Below are 18,138 nucleotides of genomic sequence, written 5' to 3'. Positions count from 1 at the left end.
TTCCTCTTGCGCGGGACTATGCTGTCCCTTTGTCCGACAAAGTTAGAGGCGGGTTCCTCAGGAGTCAATTTGTTGCATCGTCGGCACGAATGACGCAGTTTGACGCGCCCACCGCCGTTCCTATAGTTTGTCCGACAAACGCCATTGGAGCCTGATTTGCCTCTCGCGCCGCTCTTCCGTCCGATCGATGTCGCGCCCGCCTATCAGAAGGTCGCCGACGCCATCGAGCGCGAGATCGTCAATGGCCGCATCAAGCCGGGCGATCCCATCGGCACCGAGCACGATCTGGTGCGCCAGTTCGGCGTCAACCGTTCGACCATTCGCGAAGGCATTCGCGTGCTGGAGGAGGGCGGGCTGATCAGCCGCGATTCCTCGCGACGGCTGCATGCCTGTCTGCCACGGTACACCAAGCTCGCGAGCCGTCTCAGTCGCGCGCTTGTGCTGCACGAGGTCACTTTCCGCGAGCTCTACGAGGCCTCGATGACGCTCGAAGTGGCGAGCATCGAAGGCGCGGTGGAGCGGGCGACGGAGGAGAACCTCGCAGAGCTCGCCGATAACCTCGTGCGCAGCGAGGCCGTGGTCGGCGATCCCGCGATGCTTGCCGAATGCGATGCCGAATTCCACGTGCTGGTTGCCAAGGCCTCGCAGAACCGCGTGCTCCAGCTCGCGCGTGAGCCGGCCGCGCAATTGTTCTATCCGACCACCGAGATGATCGTCGCTGGTGTGGCCGAAGGCGGCCCGCGCCTCGTCGCCGCGCATCGCCATCTCATCGAGGCGATCCAGCGCCGCGACCGCGAGGCGGGCGTGCTCTGGACGCGCCGGCACTTGCAGGATTGGCGGCGCGGTTTCGAGAAGATCGCTTCGCTCGACCGTTCCGTCGAGCATATGTACATGGAGCACGCGCAAGCGGTCCGACGCAGATAGCGCATAATCCGGAAAAGTGTGGAGCGGTTTTCCGGGAGGATCATGCGCAAGAAAAGACAAGCCGCAAGACTTCAAGCAAAATCCAGCAAAAAAAGACATCACACGGAGGGACACATGACCGGCGACATCGTAGCCACCATCTCGAAGGCCCGCGAGCATTCCATCGGCGATCTTCTGCGCCGTTCGGCGGGCCGCGAGCCGGACAGGCTTGCGGTGAGCTGTGGCAATGTGAGCTGGACGTTTGCCGAGATGGACGCGATCTGCAACCGGCTCGGCCGCGGTCTGCTCGGCCTCGGCGTCAAGAAGGGCGACCGCCTCGCCGTGCTGTCGCGCAATTCGCACGCCTTTGCGGCGCTCCGGTTCGCGGTGGCCCGGATCGGCGCGGTGCTGGTGCCGATCAACTTCATGCTCAATCCGGACGAGATCAACTTCATCCTGAAGAGCTCCGGCGCAAAGGTGCTCGCGGCCGGTCCTGATTTCGTCGAGCCCGCGCGCGCCGCAAGCGCCAGGGATTGTGCGGTCGAAAAGTTGATCTGGCTGCCGGGCGAGGATCCGGCCACGGCGCCCGCGGGCCTCACCACCTTCGACGATCTCCTCAGCCCCGACGCTTCGTTCCTGGAGGCGTCCGTCGACAGCCGCGATCTCGCGCAGATCGTCTACACAAGCGGCACGGAGTCCCTGCCCAAGGGCGCGATGCTGACCCATGATGCCGTGATGTGGCAATATGTCAGCTGCATCATCGACGGCGGCATGAGCGTCGATGACAAATTCCTGCACGCGCTGCCGCTCTATCACTGCGCGCAGCTTGACGTGTTCCTGGGGCCGCAAATTTATCTCGGCGCCTCCGGCGTGATCACGGGCAAGCCGACCGCCGACAACATTCTGTCGTTGATCCAGGCGCACAAGATCACGTCCTTCTTCGCGCCGCCGACGATCTGGATCGCGATGCTGCGCTCGCCGAACTTCGACAAGGCCGACCTGTCGACGCTTCAGAAGGGCTATTACGGCGCCTCGATCATGCCGGTGGAGGTGTTGCTCGAGCTCCAGCGCCGTCTGCCCAACGTCAAGTTCTGGAATTTCTACGGACAGACCGAGATAGCGCCGCTCGCGACCGTGCTGGGTCCTGCGGACCAGCTGCGCAAGGCGGGCTCGGCCGGCAAGCCCGTGCTCAATGTCGAGACGCGAGTCGTCACCACGTCGATGGAGGACGTCAAGATCGGCGAGGTCGGCGAGATCGTGCACCGCTCGCCGCACCTGCTCTCCGGCTATTACAACGACCCGGTCAAGACGGCGGCGGCGTTCTCCGGCGGCTGGTTTCACTCGGGCGACCTCGCCATCGTCGATGAAGAGGGCCACATCACCGTGGTGGATCGCGTCAAGGACATGATCAAGACCGGCGGCGAGAACGTCGCCAGCCGCGAGGTCGAGGAGATGGTCTATCGCATCCCCGCGGTGTCCGAAGTCGCCGTCGTCGGCTTGCCCGATCCGCGCTGGATCGAGGCGGTGACTGCCATCGTCGTGGTCAAGAGCGGCGAGAAGCTCGACGAAGATTCCGTCATCAAGCACTGCGCCGGCCAGATGGCGCATTTCAAGGTGCCCAAGCGCGTCATCTTCGTCGATGCCTTGCCCAAGAACCCGAGCGGCAAGCTGCTCAAGCGCGAGTTGCGCCAGCGCTTCGTCGGGGGCGTGACGCTCGACAAGGCGATCCAGACAAATTTTGGCACCTGAGGCGGAGCGATCGCCATGAAAGCCTGGCAGGTTGCGCGTGACTGGTCGATCGAGGGCCTGCAACTGGCCGATCTGCCCGAGCCCACACCTGGCGCGGGGCAGGTCGCGGTGCGCATGCGGGTGGCATCTGTGAATTATCGCGACCTGCTCACGGTGCAGGGGAAGGGCGGCGTCACCAGATTGCCGCTGATCCCGTTCTCGGATGGCGCCGGCGAGGTGATCGCTGTCGGTGATGGCGTTGTCCGCGTCGCGGTGGGTGATCGCGTCTGTCCGATGTTCTTCCAATCCTGGATCGACGGGAAGGTGTCGGCCACCAGCCGTCGCTATGCGCTCGGCGGCACGCGGCCCGGCGTGCTTCAGCAGGTCATGGTGCTCGACGCCGAGGGCGTCACCCATATCCCGTTGCATCTGTCTTTCCGGGAAGCGGCGACGCTGCCCTGTGCCGGGCTAACCGCCTGGCGCGCGCTGTTCGAGGAGGCCAGGGTGCAGCCCGGTGACACGGTGCTGGTGCAGGGTACCGGCGGTGTGTCGATCTTTGCGCTGCAATTCGCAAAGCTCGCCGGTGCGAGCGTGATCGTGACCTCGTCGAGCGACGAGAAGCTCGAACGTGCCAAGGCGCTCGGAGCGGATCACACCATCAACTATCGTTCGGTGCCCGAATGGGGCAAGGCGGCTTCGGAGTGGACCGGTGGCGGCGTCGATCATGTCGTCGAGGTCGGTGGCAAGGATACTTTTGCGCAATCGCTCGAGGCGGCGCGGGTCGGTGGCAACATCCTGGTGATCGGCGTGCTCACAGGCTTTTCCCAGCAGATCGCGATACCGAGCCTGTTTTCCAAGAACCTGCACGTCATTGGTCTGTCTGTCGGCAGCCGCCGCATGTTCGAAGGTATGAGTGCTGCGATCGGTCGCAATGGCATGAAGCCCGTGATCGACCGCGTGTTCGGCTTCGACGCCGTGCCCGACGCGCTGCGGCTGATGCAGCAGGGTGGCCATTTCGGCAAGATCGTGGTGGAGTTCTCTTAGGAATGCGCTGGGGCGTCGGAGCGAGCGCTCGTCCCGCAATGACGCTCTCAATACTTCTTCACGGCGGCGCCGAACGCCAGCCACAGCGCCATCGACGCGAGCCCGAAGCCGCCGAGCAGCAGGAAGGTCGGGCCATAGCCGATCCATTGTGCGATCCAGCCGCCAAGGGCGGGACTGAGGCTCGCGCCAACGCCCTGCACGGTGATGACGGCGCCTTGGCCGAGATTGATGCGGCCGGTGCCGTTGAGCGAGCGCGCGACCATGCCGGGGACGGCAACCGTCTGGAGCCCGGTGCCGATACCGTCGAGCACCTGCATCGGCACGACGCCCCACCATCCCGTAACGAAGAAGGCGAGCACGCCGCGAATCGGCAGGAACATGAAGGAGACGAGGATGACGGGCCAGTAATTGCGCTTGCTCGCGACCTTCATGGCGATTAGCGAGGTGACGATCATCACGCCCTGTGCGATCACCACGGTGGTGGCGACGAAGCTCGGGCCGTTGGCCTGTCCGTCGGCCACCGCCGCAAGACTGTAAAGCGGAACGATCGCGGCGTTGCCGAGATGGAAGAGGGCGAGAGCCAGCGCAAGGACGAGCAGCGCCTTGTGCTTGAGCAGGATCGTGAGCGCATCCGGTTGGCTGTCGGGGTCATCCTCCTTGCTGCCGCGCGCGGCGCGGTCGTCGATCGTCTTGGCCGGTATCATCAGCACGCAGGCGATCGCGATGGCGCCGAACGCGGCGGCCAGCACGAACACCGAGACGTAGCCGAATTGATAGCCGAGATAGCCCGACAGCGCCGCGCCGACCATGTTGCCGGCATGGTTGAACGCCTGGTTGCGGCCGTTCAGTGCATTGAATCCCTTCTGTTTCGCGATGCCGAGCGTGATACCTGTGACGGCCGGCACGATCGCGGCGCTCGCCAGCGATTGTGCGACCTGCGAGAACGTCACCGCCCAGAAATTCTGCGAGATCAGGATGATCGCGGACGCAAGCACCACGCAGATGCCGGGGATGACCACCCACAGGCGCTTGTTGCGGCTGGAATCGATGAACCCGCCAATCGGCGTCGTGACCAGCATGCCCGCGACATTGCCGATCGTCATCGCGGTGCCGATCAGCCCGCTCGCCCAGCCGCGCTCCTGAAGGAACACTCCGACGAAGGGCCCGATGCCCGACTGCATGTCGGCCATGAAGAAGTTGACTGCGAACAGCGGCCAGAGGCGGGACGGGGCGGGGCGCGATGTCATCGAGACGCTGAACGTATTGCTGCCAACCGACTATGGTCTCGTGCAAGACTGACGGCCGGCCAATTGCGCCGGGGCGGACCAGAAAGTAACCTGCGCTCAGCGCGTTGGTTCCGGCCGCGCCTGCGATTGAGGACGGGAAGGTCGCCTCGCGCCGTTCCGGTCTCGTTCTGGATCATGATCATGCCCCTCTGGACCTGCGAAACCTGCGGCGCGCAATTCCCGGACGGCGAAAATCCGCCCCCGTCTTGTCCGATTTGCGAGGACGAACGGCAATTCGTCGGCTGGAAGGGGCAAACTTTCCTCACGCGCGAGGCGCTCGGAGTACGTCACCGCCTGGTCTGGCGCGAGGATCTCGGCCTGACCGGCATCGCGCTCGAGCCAAGCTTTGCCATCGGCCAGCGCGCGCTGCTGGTGCCGCTCGCGGGCGGCTGCCTGATGTGGGACTGCGTACCGCTGGCGACGCCGGAGGCGATCGCGCATGTGCGGTCACTCGGCGGGCTGAAGGCGATTGCGATCTCGCATCCGCATTACTATGGCGCGCTGGCCGACTGGAGCGAGGCGTTCGGCGGGGTGCCGGTCTATTTGCACGCCGATGATCGCCAATGGGTGACGCGTCCACATTCATCGATCGTGCACTGGACCGGTGAAAGCCATCGTATCTCCGACGATGTGCTGCTCCAGCGCACCGGCGGTCATTTCGCCGGTGCCACCATGCTGCACCATGCGCGCGGTGCGGGCGGCAGGGGTGCGCTGCTCACCGGCGATATCGCTCAGGTGACGATGGATCGCCGCTTCGTCAGCTTCATGTACTCCTATCCGAACTACATGCCACTCAATGCCGCGGCGGTAAGACGGATTGCAGCTGCGGTCGAGCCGCTGGCGTTCGATCGCATCTACGGTGCGTGGTGGGGCCGCAACATCGCCGCAGGCGCCAAGGTCGCATTCGCGGCGTCTGTCGCGCGCTATCTGGCGGCCATCGCCTGAGCCGACGCGCGATCGGATTCACCTTGCCGGTCCATAATAAATGGACTATAAGTACAGTTATTAAGCGTGGCGCAACGATGCGTCTGCGGGAACGGCATGATCGATGCATCGCCGTTTTGGCGGCGCGCTTGGCGCGCGAGCGGGAGTTGGACGCATGACGGCGGACCGCGACTATGAGATCTTCGAGGCTGGCGACGTCACGCTCCAGTCCGGCGCCGTCGTCCCTTTGCTCCAGCTCGCCTACAAGACCTACGGCCGGCTTAGCCCCGCCAAAGACAACGTCATTCTCTATCCGACCTCGTTCAGCGCGCAGCACACCGACACCGAGTGGCTGATCGGCCCTGACGGCGTGCTCGACCCCACACGTTATTTCATCGTCATCCCGAACCTGTTCGGTAACGGCCTGTCGTCCTCGCCGTCGAATACGGCGGCGTCGTTCCCGATGATGACCTATCACGATGCCATCGCGGTTCAGCACCGGCTGCTCACCGAGCGGTTCGGCATCTCCAAGCTTGCCCTGGTCTATGGCTGGTCGATGGGCGGCATGCAGGCCTATCACTGGGCGGCGCTGCATCCCGATATGGTCGAGCGCGCGGCTGTTGTCTGCGGCAGTGCCCGCTGCGCGCCCTATAATTACGTCTTTCTGGAAAGCGTGAAGGCCGCGCTGACCGCCGATCCGGCCTTCCGCGACGGCCGCTTCGTCGAGAAGCCTGTCGCTGGCTATCGCGCCATGGGGCGCGTCTACGCGGGTTGGGCGATGTCGCACGGTTTCTATCGCGACGAGATCTGGCGCGAAGCGGGCTTCGCCTCGCTGGACGACTATCTCGTCCGCGCATGGGACCCGGCGTTTGCCCGGCGCGACGCCAACGATCTCCTGGCCCAGATCGGCATCTGGCAGAACGGCGACGTCAGCCGCTGCACCGCATTCGACGGCGATTTCGATCGCGCGCTCGGTGCGATCAAAGCGCACATGCTGCTGATGCCGGGCGCGACCGATCGCTATTTCGACGTCCGCGACAACGAGGACGAACTCGGCCGGCTGGTCAACGCGAAATCAGCGGCGCTGCATCCGATCCCATCGCTGCACGGCCATCGCGCCGGCAACCCCGTCAACAATCCGCGCGATCAGGCCTTCATCAAGGCCGAGATTGCAACACTCATCGGCAAGTAGGGCAGGCATCCGATCATGAGCGACGCAGCCGTTTCAGAGTCCGGCCATCGCCTGAAGCCGCTGTCACCGGCGATGCTGCGCGAATTGTCGTCGCGCTCCAATTTTCAGGGCGCAGCGCGCAGCCTCTGCCATTACGGCCTGATCACGCTGGTCGGCGCGCTGATATGGAAGGTTACCGCGACATACGGCGTCCTCTGGGCGCTGCCGCTGGTGGCCGTGCAGGGCTATTTCGTCGCCTTCCTGTTCATGGCGGTGCATGAGACCGCGCACAAGACCGCGTTCAGAAGCCGCGGCCTCAACCTCGCGGTCGGCTATCTCTCAGGCTTCATCATCGGATTGCCTTACGAATATTACTGCCTGTTCCACTGGGACCATCACCGCTACACCCAGGATCCGGACAAGGATCCCGAGCTGGTCGTCGGCGTGAAGCCGAAGTCCGACACGCAGCTCGCGCTCGCCTATAGCGGCCTGCTTCAGGTCGTCGGCCGCGTTTGGCTGATGTTCGGCCATGCCGTCACCGGCAAGGTCGTCGTGCCCTGGATCCCCGAGAACAGGCGCGCCATCATCGTGACCGAGGCGCGTGCCTATGTCGCGCTCTATGCGCTGCTGCTCGTGCTGTCGCTCTGGTTCTCGTCGGCACTGCTGCTCTGGGTCTGGATCGTTCCGCTGATGATCGGGCAACTCTTCCTGCGGCCGTATCTCTATGCCGAGCACACCGGCTGCGATCGCACCCGCAGCGCTTTTCAGAATACCCGCACCACCTATACCGGCGCGATTGTCAAATGGTTCACGTGGAATATGCCCTATCACGTCGAGCACCACGCCTATCCCTCGATTCCCTTTCACGCGCTGCCGAAGCTGAACGTGATCGTCGACGGCGAGATCCTTTATCGTGGCCGCGGCTACATCAGAACGACGCGCGAGACCTGGGCCTGGTTTCGTCGGCAGCGGCAGGCCGGCTAGCGCAAACGCAAAGCTCCGGTCGCGGCGCGACCGGAGCTTTGTCGTGGAGGCGATCAATCAGTAGACGCCGTAGGCGCAGACATTCACCATGCGGACGCGCAGGCCGTGGCGGGTCTGGATGACGCGCTCCTGGTAGCAATTGTTGACGCCGGTGTTGACATAGATGCCGCCAAAGCCCCAGCCGGGACCCCAGTGATGATGGAAGCCATGGGCCGACGCGGCGGTCGGCGCGAGAGCGGCAACGCCGAGCGAGCCGGCAGCGATCAGACCAAGTGCAAGCTTACGAAACATTTTCATTCTCCAGTGTGGCGCAAGGGCCGTTGTTGTGTCCCTGCATCTCGGTCGAGCCGAAACGCGAACGCGTTCATGCAGCGAGGGGAGAATCGTGTTTCAGGAGTGTTTCGTCGATCGCGGCGGGTTACGCCCCCGTCATGTTTTCCGCGCCGCGCGGTAGCGCGCAGCCATCGCCTGCGTCAGCTCCGCCATCTTCTCGCGCAGATCGGCCGGCTCCAGCACTTCGGCCTCGGGCCCGAGCCGCAACAATTCGGCCGCAGCGTGCCATGACGTCTTTCCGGTCGGCACTCTGGCAATGCGCCAGCCGTCTGCATCGGCGGTGTCCTCAAGCTGCGTACGCGCCCTGACGTAAGGCTGGCTCAGCGCGTCGAGCAGCTTGACGCCGAAGGGCGATAGCCGGACGACCGCGACATTGGGATGCATCTCGGCCTCGAGGCGCAGCGTTGCATCCCGCCAATAGGCCGCGAGATCGAAATCGGCGGGACGCTCGCAGTGATCGTCGAGCGCCGAGCAGTCGAGCACGCGCGCGACGCGATAGGTGCGCACGCTGCCGTCGACCAAACCTGCGAGATACCAGCTGCCGCCCTTCAGCACGAGGCCGAGCGGCGCGAGGCGGCGCTGCTTCTCGGCGCGCCAGCTCTGGTAGCGGATTTTTATCAGCGTCCCGCGCAGAGCCGCGCCGGCGATGGTGCGCAGATGCTTTGGCTCTTCCGCCTCGCCGAACCAGCCCGGCGCGTCGAGATGAAAGCGCTCCTGCATCCGGCTGGCATCCTCGCGCAAATTGGCGGGCAGCGCTGCCATCAGCTTGTTCTGCGCGGCGATCATCGCGGCATCGAGCCCGAGCGCCGCGGCCGGGCCCGGCAATCCGGTCAGGAACAGCGCTCCCGCCTCGCTCTGCGACAAGCCGTTCAGCCGCACGCGATAGCCGTCGAGGAGGCGATAGCCGCCCTCCGCGCCGCGGTCGGCATAAACGGGGACGCCGGAGGCCGCGAGCGCGTCGATGTCGCGATAGATCGTGCGCACCGAGACTTCGCAGGCCTCCGCGAGCTCGGGCGCAGTGACCTGCCCCTTGGCCTGGAGGGTGGTGAGGATTGACAGCATCCGGCTCGCGCGCATGATCCCTTAAACCATACCTGACACAAGATGTCAGGTATGGTCCGCTACAAGGCCATCGCCAGCCGGCCAGATGGAGACCTGCCATGACCGATTCGAACCGCATCACGCTGTATTATTCGCCGCAAAGCCGCGCCACCGGCACGCGCGTGCTGCTGGAGGAGCTGGGGGCGCCCTACGATCTCCATGTCCTCAACATGAAGGCCGGCGAGCAGCGCAAGTCGGCCTATCTCGCCATCAATCCGCTCGGCAAGGTGCCGGCGATCGGCCACGGCGGGCAGCTCGTGACCGAGCAGGTCGCGATCACTATCTATCTCGCCGATCTGTTTCCGCAGGCAGGGCTCACGCCCGCGCTGAACGATCCGCTGCGCGGCCCTTATCTGCGCTGGATCGCCTATTACGGCTCGTCCTTCGAGCCGGCCCTGATCGACAAGTTCATGCAGCGCGAGCCGGCGCCGATCACGCAGTCGCCCTATGCCGATTATGACACCATGCTGGGTGCGCTCGAGGCGCAGCTGTCGAACGGGCCGTATCTGCTCGGCGAACGCATGACGGCCGCAGATGTTCTCTGGGGTGTCGCGTTCAGCTGGACCATGATGTTCGGCATCGTGCCGAAGAAGGACGTGTTCGTCCGCTATGCCGAACGCATGACCTCGCGGCCTGCGTTCCAGCGCATCACTGCGGCCGATGCCGAGATGGCGGCGCAGCATGCCGCCGCGGCTGCTGGGGGATGAGTGATCCAGGGTTGCGGATGACGACGCAGATGCACACGACCAACTGCTTCAACACCTTCATCCGGGTTGCCGAAGACTGTCTCGCGCGTACTGGCGAGGAGCCGCCGCTGCGCGCGGGAAAGCCGACGGTGGCGTGCCTGCAATATCTGATGATCGCCAGGGCACCCTATAAATACACGTCCGACGATGTGATCTTCGCGACGTCTGCGCCGGGACGCGAGCTCGCTGTGAAGGCGACGAAAACGGAGAAGCATGCGGCCCGTGAAGCGTTCTTCTCCCGGGGGCAGGCGTGCATGAGGGCGTCGAGCCTGGGCAAGCGCTTCGGCTGGGGCGTTCATGCCGATAGCGAGGGCCGGATCGCGATCTACGCCATCGACAGCAAACGCTACCAGGAGCTTGTCCGCGATCCCAAGCTCACGCAGGTGCGCGCGATGCGGTCGAAGCGGGCGTAATCAGAATTCTGGCGGTCGCTTCTCCGCGAACGCCTTGATGCCTTCCTTGATCTCGTCGCCGCGCATGCTGTCGCGGTGGCGCTGGTCCGCGGCTTGCTCGTCCAATTCGCCGCGGGCGAATTCGTTGATCGCGCGCTTCATGCCGCGCATCGCCAGCGGCGCGTTGCCGGCAAGGATGCCGGCGAGCTTGTCGACCTCTTCATCCAAAAATTCCACCGCTACCATCGCGGTGAGATAGCCGATCCGCAGCATCTCCGGCGCGCTGATCTTCTGCGCGGTCAGGAACAGTCTTTTCGCATTGTCGAGGCCGAGCCGCGTCACGTAGCGTTTGATGCCGCTCCTGTAATAGTGCAGCCCGAGCCGTGCCGCCGGCATGAACATCTCGGCGGTGTCGACGCCGATGCGGAAATCGCAGGCAAGCGCGAGGTCGGTGGAGCCGCCATAGACGCCGCCGTTGAGCCGGCAGATCGTGGGTACGCCGAGATCCTCCAGCCGGTTGACGACCACCTCGAAGGCGAAGCCCGCGCTCTGCTGCTCGTTCGCGCTGATCGCGCGCTCGGCGACCGAGTTGAGGTCATAGCCGGCGGAGAAGGCGCGCCCCGTGCCGGTCAGCACCAGCACGCGGATATCGGGATCGGCCTCGATCCGGTCGAACAATTTCACCAGCTCGCCGAGATCCTCGGCCTGGAGCCGGTTGAGATGTTTGGGCCGGTTGAGGCGGATGGTGGCGCGTGCCCCCATGATTTCGAGCACGGGGCCAGAGGCCGCGTCGGTGATGTCCGACATTCTTGTCTCCATTTATTTGTTTTCGAGCGCGCGGCGCTTTGCTTCCGTGTTGATGGTCTCGGCGAGATCGGGGTGCCGGGCCATCAGCACGCGAAAGTCGACGAGGTCGAGCACCAGGAGCCGCGACACCTTGGTGGTCGAGACATTGGCGCCGCGCAAATTGTTGCCGAGCAGCGCCATCTCGCCGAAGAAGGCGCCGTCGCCGAGCTGCACCTTCTTGCCGGGCAGGTCGACCTCGACCTCGCCGGCGGCAATGAAATACATGCAGTCACCTTGCGTACCCTTGCGGATGATCATGGTGCGCGCCGGCAGCTCCATGGTCCGCAGCATGTGGGTGACGTCGGCGATGGCCGCCGGTCCGAGCGCTGCGAAGAACGGTACCTTGCTGACGGATTCCCAGGTCTTGAGGAAATTGTCGCGTCGGGTCTCTGCGGCAAAGCCGGTGGCCAAAATACCGGTCCAGAGACCGAACACGCCGAGGCCGGAGATCATCACCAGCGCGGCCACCATGCGGCCAAGCGGCGTCACCGGCACGACGTCACCATAGCCGGTCGTCGTCAGAGTTGCGACAGCCCACCACAGCGCGGCCGGCACGCTGCCGAAAGTCTGGGGCTGCACGTCCCGCTCCAGGAAATATTCGGCGACCGAGGCCAGGAAGACCACCATCAGGAAAATCACGAGCACGCTGACCAGCGGCCCCGATTCCAGCACCAGCACGCGGCGGAGCTGCCGCAGGCCGGGAATGCCCGGCACCACCTTCAACACCCAGAGCACGCTGAGTAGCCACGCCGTTTTCGGCTCGAGCCCGACAATCAGCGCGGCCGGCACGGCGAGAGCCCCGAGCGCGTCGACCAGCCCGGCGGAAGAGGACATGTAGAGTGCGAGGCGCCCCTGTCGCGCCATATGGCGCAGCCGGACCACCCATTCGAACACGAAGTAGACGAGGCAGGTCCAAAGCAGGGCATCGACCCAGCGATGCGCCGTCTCATAGGCCGGGTTGACCGTCAGCAGCACCATGCCGAGCACGCCGACGCCGACCGCCACATAGGCTGCCCTGGTCATGTTGCGGCCGGCCGTGGCGGCCGCGAACTGGGCCAGAGCGGAGATCAGCGGCTTGGACATGCGGAAAGGCGGCTCGGTTTGTGCTTTGCGGTCCCGGCTGGAACCTCGGTGCCAAAGTGCCTGCCCGGGCCGAGGCCGTCAACGAGAGCGGCCTGCCGTTCCGCGAGCCGTTACCTGAAATGCGGCGGTTCGTCGTAGCCGCGACGGCTGCTGAAGAACAGCAGCACCATCAAGCCTACGCCGACAACAACGGAAAACCCGGCCCCCAGCGCCAGCGCCACATAGCCTTCCGTCGGGATCGGCTCGCCCCCGACCGTCATCGCGGAATAAGCGAAATAGCTAACTGCCGTCAGCATTCCCAGCAGGAAGATGATGAGGAGTGCACGCATGCGCGGTCTCCGGTTGTATCCAGGAGGCAACGGTTGTGGAGGCAAGACGGTTCCCGAACCCGGCCTGGTTGCTTGTGGAAAATGCCGGCAACGCGCCGCGCAAGACTTCAGATCGATAGGTCAGGCACTCTGAGCAGTCTTCACCACCACGATATTGCCCTCGTCGTGCTGGGGAGGGGCCACATCCTGAGTGGCCTTCTCGCCCTCGCCGGCATGGCGCTTGAGGTAATCGCGGCGCATGCCGATCTCGTCGCGGACGAATTCGTAGCCGAGCTTGAAGGTGTCGAGTCCGTCGGTGCTGATCGTACCGTCCCGCAAGCCGATCACCGCGCCGCGCAAGATGCCTTCCAGCTCGTCCTGGAGACATTCGAGCTGGTCCAGCGAATGGGCGTGCTCGATCCGCTCGCCGATGTCGAGGATGGCGGTCGAGAGCTCGCTGGCCTTCTCCGGTGCGATCCGGGTGATCTTGGCGTAGATCGCGGCGAAGATCGAGCCGATGACGCTGAGCGCGGCAGCGCCCAGATACATCAGGTCGCTGTACTTATCCATGAACGATTTGGTGTCATCGTTGATGTAGTCGGCAGCGCCTTGATGCGCCATCACGAAGGCGTCCTTCTCGACGGAGGCGGGCTCGATTCGGCTGGCAAAGCCGCTGTCGAGCCCGAGCGCGGACTTGTTCTCATAGACGGTGCGCGCCAGCTCGCCCGCGGCGGCCGGCGACATCTTTGATTGCGTCACCAGCAGCCATTCGAGCCCGATCGTGTCGAGATCGTCGTCGGGAATTTCCGGCGATGCAGACAGCGTGCCCGCCGTCAGCGTCTCGCTGGAAATGCCGGGGATCTTGCGCGCCAGCGCCTTCGCCTCGTCAATCGCGTTCAGTGTGAAGCCGCCGCGCTTGGCGACCTGCTCATAGGCCTTGTCCCGCACCGCCTTCGAGGCGTGGACGATGGCGACGACCGCACCAAAGCCGCTTGCGGGGGCGAACAGCTTGTCGAGCGTTGCGCCCTGCGGCGCCATCTGGATCTTCGCCGCGTCCGGAAAATCGGGAACGTCGAGGATGCCGCGGACGAAGGCGAGCGAGGCTTCGTTGTCGGCGAGGACGGCGACCTTCTTCTTCTTCAACTCGGCGAGCGACTTTATCTTCTTGTTGCCGGGCCCGAGCAGCAGCACGAGATCGTGCTCGAGGATCGCGAGCGTGCGTGCCCGCAGCGGCACCTTGGCGTCGGTGCGCAGCACGGCGAGGTCGGCCTGCTTGCGGTCGAACTGGGCGATCGCCTTGGCGTTGTCGGCGTTGTTGACGATCTTGATCCGGAAGCGCGAGGTGTTGTTCTTCAGGACAGCGGCAAGCTTGGCCGCGAACAGCGCCTCGTCGCTGTTGGGGGCGCCGACGGCAAAGATCAGCGTCTCCGAATTGTGCACCAGCGCGCGGCCGCCCCAGACGGTGGCAAGCGACAACAGCAGGGTCAGCACGACGTAGAGGAAGACCTGCTGCTGATTGGTCTTGATCACCTTGGGTCGCCGGGGCGGTGGCTCGATCGGCGACGAGGTAGGGCCCTCAGTACTCATGGCAGCACTCTGGCCTTATTCTTCCAACGGCGGCCGGCTCGCGGAAGTGGATCGCTGCGGACGCCCCGTAATTCGTAAACGTCTGAAAAAGGAACGATATTCTACTGACAATGATAGCGCGCAGGTCGCGGAAAGCAAATTTCGAGCCGAAGGTAACCTTACTCAACTCGGCCGCGGCCATTGGTCATCCTATCACCAGTTTGCCACAGTTGGCGATTTTCCGGTTCCCCCGGCTGCATTCCGCCGCGGGAAATGTCATAAATCGCAAGTCCCGGCGAATTGACCGGTCCAGGAAGAGGTTGCGCTGCACGCTCCAATTCTTCTTCTCACGTCAATGAGGGCGTCAGCTTTGTCGTTTCCATCCCTGTCATCGGCGGTTCCGGTCGAAGCGCTCATTGGCTGGATGTTGCTGCTCACCTTCAAGCACATCATCGCCGATTTCGTTCTGCAGACCGCCTGGATGGCGCAAGGCAAGGACCAGAAGCACGGCTGGGCCCTGCCGCTCCTGGTGCATTGCCTGATTCACCTTGCGGTTGCGCTGCCGCTGATCCTGATCGTGGCGCCGAAATTCTGGTTTGTGGCGTTGATCGACTTCGTGATCCACATCACGATCGACCGCGCCAAGGGCCTCGTCTCGGCCAATTTCGGTGTCGACCTTGCGCATCCCTGGTTCTGGACCCTGATCGGTGTCGACCAGGCCCTGCACCATTTGACCGGCTTCGGCCTGTCGATCTTCATGGCGGCGAACTGAGGCCGGCGGCCCTCTGGAGTGGCTGTCGGGCCTGCATGGTTCGAGACGGCGCTTCGCGCCTCCTCATCATGAGGGGTGAGAATCTTTCAGCAGAAACCGGCCTCATCCTGAGGGCCCGCCGGAGGCGGGCGTCTCGAAGGATGGCCACGGAGAAAACCCTTTCCGGCCCTCTGATACGCGGTCAGGGCGCAAGGACCCCGGGTGACTACCGGGCAGCGTGGTTAACCTTTCATTAGAGAATTGCACTGCATCTTCCCCCACGAGGGAGAACTGCAATGTTTTCAAGCCGCGACGCCTTTGAAAGCGATTTCTGCCCGGTCCGCGACGAACTCCTTGGCGAGATGTATCGCGCCAATGAGAGCGGTCTGCCGAGGCTGGTTGAGACTGTTACCCCTGAGGTCCGCGCCATGCTGGCCTTGTTCTGCTATCGCCGCAGCCATCTGCATTCGCTGGCAGTCGCGATCGCAGGCAGCTGCAACGAGCGCGACCTGATCGAGAGCGGCGGTCGCGTCGGCTCGACGCTCTACGCGCTGGCGCGCGAAGGCGCGGCGAAATCCTCGCCGTCGTCGGGTGGCCGCAAGCCGATCACGCTGTCGACCAAGCCGCTCTCGGTGCTCGCACCGCTGGACGACGAGATCGACGACGAGATCAGCGAAGCCGTTCCGGCCTAAGCCTCATTTGCTGGCGCATGATCTTGACGGAAAACCGCTGCACATTTTTCCGGATCATGCGTTCGTGATAATCGGCAGCCCGAATTTCCGCCGCGCCATCGCGCATTCGGCGTCGCCCGGCATGCATGTGCGGCAGACCTCCGGCCGCACCTGGTAGATGCCGCATGCGGTCTGCTTTCCGATCTCTCCCTGCAACGCCGAACAGCGATCGCCCTCGCAGCGCATGCCGGACTGGCGGTCGTTGACCAGCGTTTCGGGAATCGCGGCAAGCTCCTCGTCGCTCTCGATCGAGAAGCGCGGCCAGTTCGCCGAATAGCCGCAGCAGGCGCCGCAACCCTGGCAGCAACTCGACAGGTCGATGGGGGAGTTCTCGTCCATCGTCGTCACGTGTCCTTTGGCGGGCCCCAGACCAGGCTCTGCCGCCATTTCGCGCGCAGCACGTCGCGCCGCTCCGGATATCTGTCGTCGAGATAGCTCGCATCCACCACGCGGTCGGTGCGGAAGCTGCGGAAGTCGCCGCGTAGCTCGCACCAGGCCGCGAGCAGGCGCACGGCTTCGAGATAGCCGACCGAAATCGGCCAGATCATGCGCTCGCTGGCGCGGCCCTGCTCGTCACGATAGCGCAGCATGATCTTCCTGCCTTCGTGGATCTGGGTGCGCGTGCGCACCATGTCCAGGCGGTCCGGCTCCCTGTTCCAGCTCGGCCGTGCGCGGCTTGCCGGCTCCAGCACAAAGGGACGCAGGCGCTCAGGGACGGTGTCCGCGATCTTGGCCATCAAATCTTCAGCCGCGCGCGCCAGCGCGGGATCGGCATGGCCGGCGACCCATTGCGCGCCCAGCACCGCCGCCTCGATCTCCTCGGGTGTCAGCATCAAAGGCGGGAGGTCAAAACCCTTTTCCAGGATGTAGCCCATGCCGGCTTCTCCGCGGATCGGCACGCGCTGGCCGATCAGCGTCGCGATATCGCGATAGATCGTGCGCTTCGAGGTCTCGAGCTCGGACGCGATGGCGTCCGCAGTCAGCGGCTTACGCGTGCGCCTCAGCACCTGGATGATTTGAAACAGCCGGTCGGCGCGTCTCATGAGGGGTCTCTTGTCGCTTGTTTTTTCAGAAGGCGGCGCGCGGCTGCTGACAGGATGTTGGCAGCAGGGGAGTTCTATACCGGGACAACACGTCGACTGAAGAGGATTTGTCCATGATCATTCCAACCCATTTCGGCCCAGCCGGTGCGCTGTGGCGGACCCAGCCTTCGCAGGCCCGGCCCTGGAGCGTCCAGCCTTGGCAAATCCGAGCCTGGTACGCATGGGCGTCCAGCCGCCTTGTATCGCTTGATCTCATGGTCATCGATCTCCGCCTTGCGCTCGCGACCGTGGTGGCTCGCTCGTTGGTCCAGGCTGCGGACGCGCTGGTCCGTCATGTCATGGCCCGCGCCTGGCGAGGAGCCCGTTTCGCAGAAGATATCACGGCTGCTGCCACCATGGTGGCAGCAGCCGGCGGTTAAGTTCCCTCAACTCTTTCGGTCGCTTCAGGAGAGCCTTCATGATCACGCTTTACGGCTTTGGCACCGGCTTCGGCCTGCCGGAAATCAGCCCCTTCGTCACCAAGACGGAGGTGCAGCTCAAGATGGCGGGACTGCCCTACCGGAAGGAGCGGGCGATGCCGCCCGCCTCTCCCAAGGGGCAGCTGCCTTTCATCGACGATGGCGGCGAGGCGGTGGCGGATTCCACCTTCATCCGCGTCCATATCGAGCGCCGCTATGGCTTCGATTTCGACGCCGGCCTGTCGCTTGCCGAGCGCGCACAGGCCTGGGCATTCGAGCGCATGATCGAGCATCACGTTTATTTTGCGCTGGTCGGGGCGCGCTGGGTCGATCCGGTCAACTTCGCCAAGGGGCCTGCGCATTTCTTCGACGGCGCGCCGGAGCACGCTCGCGAGAAGCTACGCGAGGACGCGCAATTCCGTGTCGCCGAGAACTATCTGCTCTCCGGCCTCGGCCGCCACGCGCCCGATGAGGACGTCGATCTCGCCGTGCGCTCGCTGTTTGCGCTCTCGGTGCAACTCGGCGACAAGTCCTATCTGATGGGCAACAAGCCCTGCGGCGTCGATGCCACCGCCTTCGGCGCGCTTGCCGGCATCCTGACGCCGTTCTTCGAATCCGGACTGCGCCGTCGCGCCGAGGGGTTTCCGAATCTCACCGCCTATGTCGACCGGATGATGGACAATTACTATCCGGAATTCGCCTGGACCCCGCTGCGTCAGGCGGCCTGAGGCCGCTCAAGG

General features: G+C 64.4%; 21 protein-coding genes. 12 read left to right on the top strand and 9 right to left on the bottom strand.

Going from position 1 to position 18,138, the window contains the following annotated elements:
* The first annotated feature begins 156 nt into the window (after positions 1-156).
* The 3 genes from ABIB00_RS01240 (at position 157) to ABIB00_RS01230 (ending at position 3,675) form a co-directional block, all read left to right on the top strand.
* Positions 157-924 carry a FadR/GntR family transcriptional regulator gene (locus tag ABIB00_RS01240; protein WP_247344048.1) on the top strand — a complete coding sequence of 256 codons (768 nt, stop codon included), beginning with the start codon at positions 157-159 and terminating at the stop codon, positions 922-924.
* 114 nt (positions 925-1,038) lie between these two features.
* A complete protein-coding gene (locus ABIB00_RS01235) occupies positions 1,039-2,652 on the top strand; it encodes an acyl-CoA synthetase (protein WP_354103102.1) in 1,614 nt (537 codons plus the stop codon).
* Positions 2,653-2,667: 15 nt separating this feature from the next.
* Positions 2,668-3,675, top strand: coding sequence for a zinc-dependent alcohol dehydrogenase family protein (locus ABIB00_RS01230; RefSeq protein WP_354103101.1), 1,008 nt, complete (start codon positions 2,668-2,670; stop codon positions 3,673-3,675).
* Between the two features lie 47 nt (positions 3,676-3,722).
* On the opposite strand, the gene ABIB00_RS01225 is transcribed toward ABIB00_RS01230, so the two are convergent.
* Entirely contained in the window at positions 3,723-4,922 is a 1,200-nt protein-coding gene (locus ABIB00_RS01225; RefSeq protein WP_247441699.1) for an MFS transporter, read from the bottom strand.
* Between the two features lie 180 nt (positions 4,923-5,102).
* Here ABIB00_RS01225 and ABIB00_RS01220 point away from each other — a divergent pair, with 180 nt between their 5' ends.
* The 3 genes from ABIB00_RS01220 (at position 5,103) to ABIB00_RS01210 (ending at position 8,040) form a co-directional block, all read left to right on the top strand.
* Positions 5,103-5,906, top strand: a complete 804-nt coding sequence (locus ABIB00_RS01220; RefSeq protein ID WP_354103100.1) for an MBL fold metallo-hydrolase — start codon at positions 5,103-5,105, stop codon at positions 5,904-5,906.
* 154 nt (positions 5,907-6,060) lie between these two features.
* Entirely contained in the window at positions 6,061-7,077 is a 1,017-nt protein-coding gene (locus ABIB00_RS01215) for an alpha/beta fold hydrolase (RefSeq protein WP_354103099.1), read from the top strand.
* A 15-nt stretch (positions 7,078-7,092) separates the two neighbouring features.
* Entirely contained in the window at positions 7,093-8,040 is a 948-nt protein-coding gene (locus ABIB00_RS01210; protein ID WP_354103098.1) for a fatty acid desaturase, read from the top strand.
* A gap of 57 nt (positions 8,041-8,097) precedes the next feature.
* Here the strand turns inward: ABIB00_RS01210 and ABIB00_RS01205 are convergent, their stop codons facing one another.
* Together ABIB00_RS01205 and ABIB00_RS01200 are read right to left on the bottom strand one after the other, a co-directional pair.
* Complete coding sequence (locus tag ABIB00_RS01205) at positions 8,098-8,331, bottom strand: hypothetical protein (RefSeq protein WP_354103097.1); 234 nt, start codon at positions 8,329-8,331, stop codon at positions 8,098-8,100.
* A gap of 138 nt (positions 8,332-8,469) precedes the next feature.
* Positions 8,470-9,450: a helix-turn-helix transcriptional regulator gene (locus ABIB00_RS01200; RefSeq protein WP_354103096.1), complete on the bottom strand. Its 981-nt coding sequence runs from the start codon at positions 9,448-9,450 to the stop codon at positions 8,470-8,472.
* Between the two features lie 83 nt (positions 9,451-9,533).
* On the opposite strand from ABIB00_RS01200, the gene ABIB00_RS01195 reads away from it, so the two are divergent.
* Both ABIB00_RS01195 and ABIB00_RS01190 read left to right on the top strand, forming a co-directional pair.
* On the top strand, positions 9,534-10,181 hold the full coding sequence (locus ABIB00_RS01195) for a glutathione S-transferase family protein (RefSeq protein ID WP_354103095.1): 648 nt from the start codon (positions 9,534-9,536) through the stop codon (positions 10,179-10,181).
* Positions 10,182-10,198: 17 nt separating this feature from the next.
* The gene (locus tag ABIB00_RS01190) at positions 10,199-10,633 is read left to right on the top strand and encodes a DUF6157 family protein (RefSeq protein ID WP_354103094.1); all 435 of its coding nucleotides are present in this window, start codon (positions 10,199-10,201) and stop codon (positions 10,631-10,633) included.
* On the opposite strand, the gene ABIB00_RS01185 is transcribed toward ABIB00_RS01190, so the two are convergent.
* The 4 genes from ABIB00_RS01185 to ABIB00_RS01170 form a co-directional block, all read right to left on the bottom strand.
* Positions 10,634-11,419 carry an enoyl-CoA hydratase/isomerase family protein gene (locus ABIB00_RS01185; protein ID WP_354103093.1) on the bottom strand — a complete coding sequence of 262 codons (786 nt, stop codon included), beginning with the start codon at positions 11,417-11,419 and terminating at the stop codon, positions 10,634-10,636.
* Between the two features lie 12 nt (positions 11,420-11,431).
* The gene (locus ABIB00_RS01180) at positions 11,432-12,541 is read right to left on the bottom strand and encodes a cyclic nucleotide-gated ion channel (RefSeq protein ID WP_354103092.1); all 1,110 of its coding nucleotides are present in this window, start codon (positions 12,539-12,541) and stop codon (positions 11,432-11,434) included.
* A 110-nt stretch (positions 12,542-12,651) separates the two neighbouring features.
* Positions 12,652-12,870: a hypothetical protein gene (locus ABIB00_RS01175; RefSeq protein WP_247441713.1), complete on the bottom strand. Its 219-nt coding sequence runs from the start codon at positions 12,868-12,870 to the stop codon at positions 12,652-12,654.
* A gap of 120 nt (positions 12,871-12,990) precedes the next feature.
* Positions 12,991-14,436 carry a TAXI family TRAP transporter solute-binding subunit gene (locus ABIB00_RS01170; protein WP_354103091.1) on the bottom strand — a complete coding sequence of 482 codons (1,446 nt, stop codon included), beginning with the start codon at positions 14,434-14,436 and terminating at the stop codon, positions 12,991-12,993.
* A gap of 403 nt (positions 14,437-14,839) precedes the next feature.
* On the opposite strand from ABIB00_RS01170, the gene ABIB00_RS01165 reads away from it, so the two are divergent.
* The gene (locus ABIB00_RS01165; RefSeq protein WP_247344354.1) at positions 14,840-15,187 is read left to right on the top strand and encodes a DUF3307 domain-containing protein; all 348 of its coding nucleotides are present in this window, start codon (positions 14,840-14,842) and stop codon (positions 15,185-15,187) included.
* Positions 15,188-15,462: 275 nt separating this feature from the next.
* Positions 15,463-15,858 (top strand): hypothetical protein, encoded by a 396-nt coding sequence (locus tag ABIB00_RS01160; RefSeq protein WP_247441717.1) that lies wholly within the window; start codon positions 15,463-15,465, stop codon positions 15,856-15,858.
* Between the two features lie 54 nt (positions 15,859-15,912).
* On the opposite strand, the gene ABIB00_RS01155 is transcribed toward ABIB00_RS01160, so the two are convergent.
* Both ABIB00_RS01155 and ABIB00_RS01150 read right to left on the bottom strand, forming a co-directional pair.
* Entirely contained in the window at positions 15,913-16,236 is a 324-nt protein-coding gene (locus tag ABIB00_RS01155; RefSeq protein ID WP_354103090.1) for a YkgJ family cysteine cluster protein, read from the bottom strand.
* A 5-nt stretch (positions 16,237-16,241) separates the two neighbouring features.
* A complete protein-coding gene (locus ABIB00_RS01150) occupies positions 16,242-16,940 on the bottom strand; it encodes a helix-turn-helix transcriptional regulator (protein WP_247441720.1) in 699 nt (232 codons plus the stop codon).
* A 113-nt stretch (positions 16,941-17,053) separates the two neighbouring features.
* Here ABIB00_RS01150 and ABIB00_RS01145 point away from each other — a divergent pair, with 113 nt between their 5' ends.
* Positions 17,054-17,359 carry a hypothetical protein gene (locus tag ABIB00_RS01145; RefSeq protein WP_354103089.1) on the top strand — a complete coding sequence of 102 codons (306 nt, stop codon included), beginning with the start codon at positions 17,054-17,056 and terminating at the stop codon, positions 17,357-17,359.
* A 38-nt stretch (positions 17,360-17,397) separates the two neighbouring features.
* Positions 17,398-18,126, top strand: coding sequence for a glutathione S-transferase family protein (locus ABIB00_RS01140; RefSeq protein ID WP_354103088.1), 729 nt, complete (start codon positions 17,398-17,400; stop codon positions 18,124-18,126).
* The last annotated feature ends 12 nt before the right edge of the window (positions 18,127-18,138 follow it).

This window comes from Bradyrhizobium sp. LB14.3 (assembly GCF_040547985.1).
Classification (GTDB): domain Bacteria; phylum Pseudomonadota; class Alphaproteobacteria; order Rhizobiales; family Xanthobacteraceae; genus Bradyrhizobium.
This window is presented reverse-complemented; position numbering and strand designations above follow the sequence as displayed.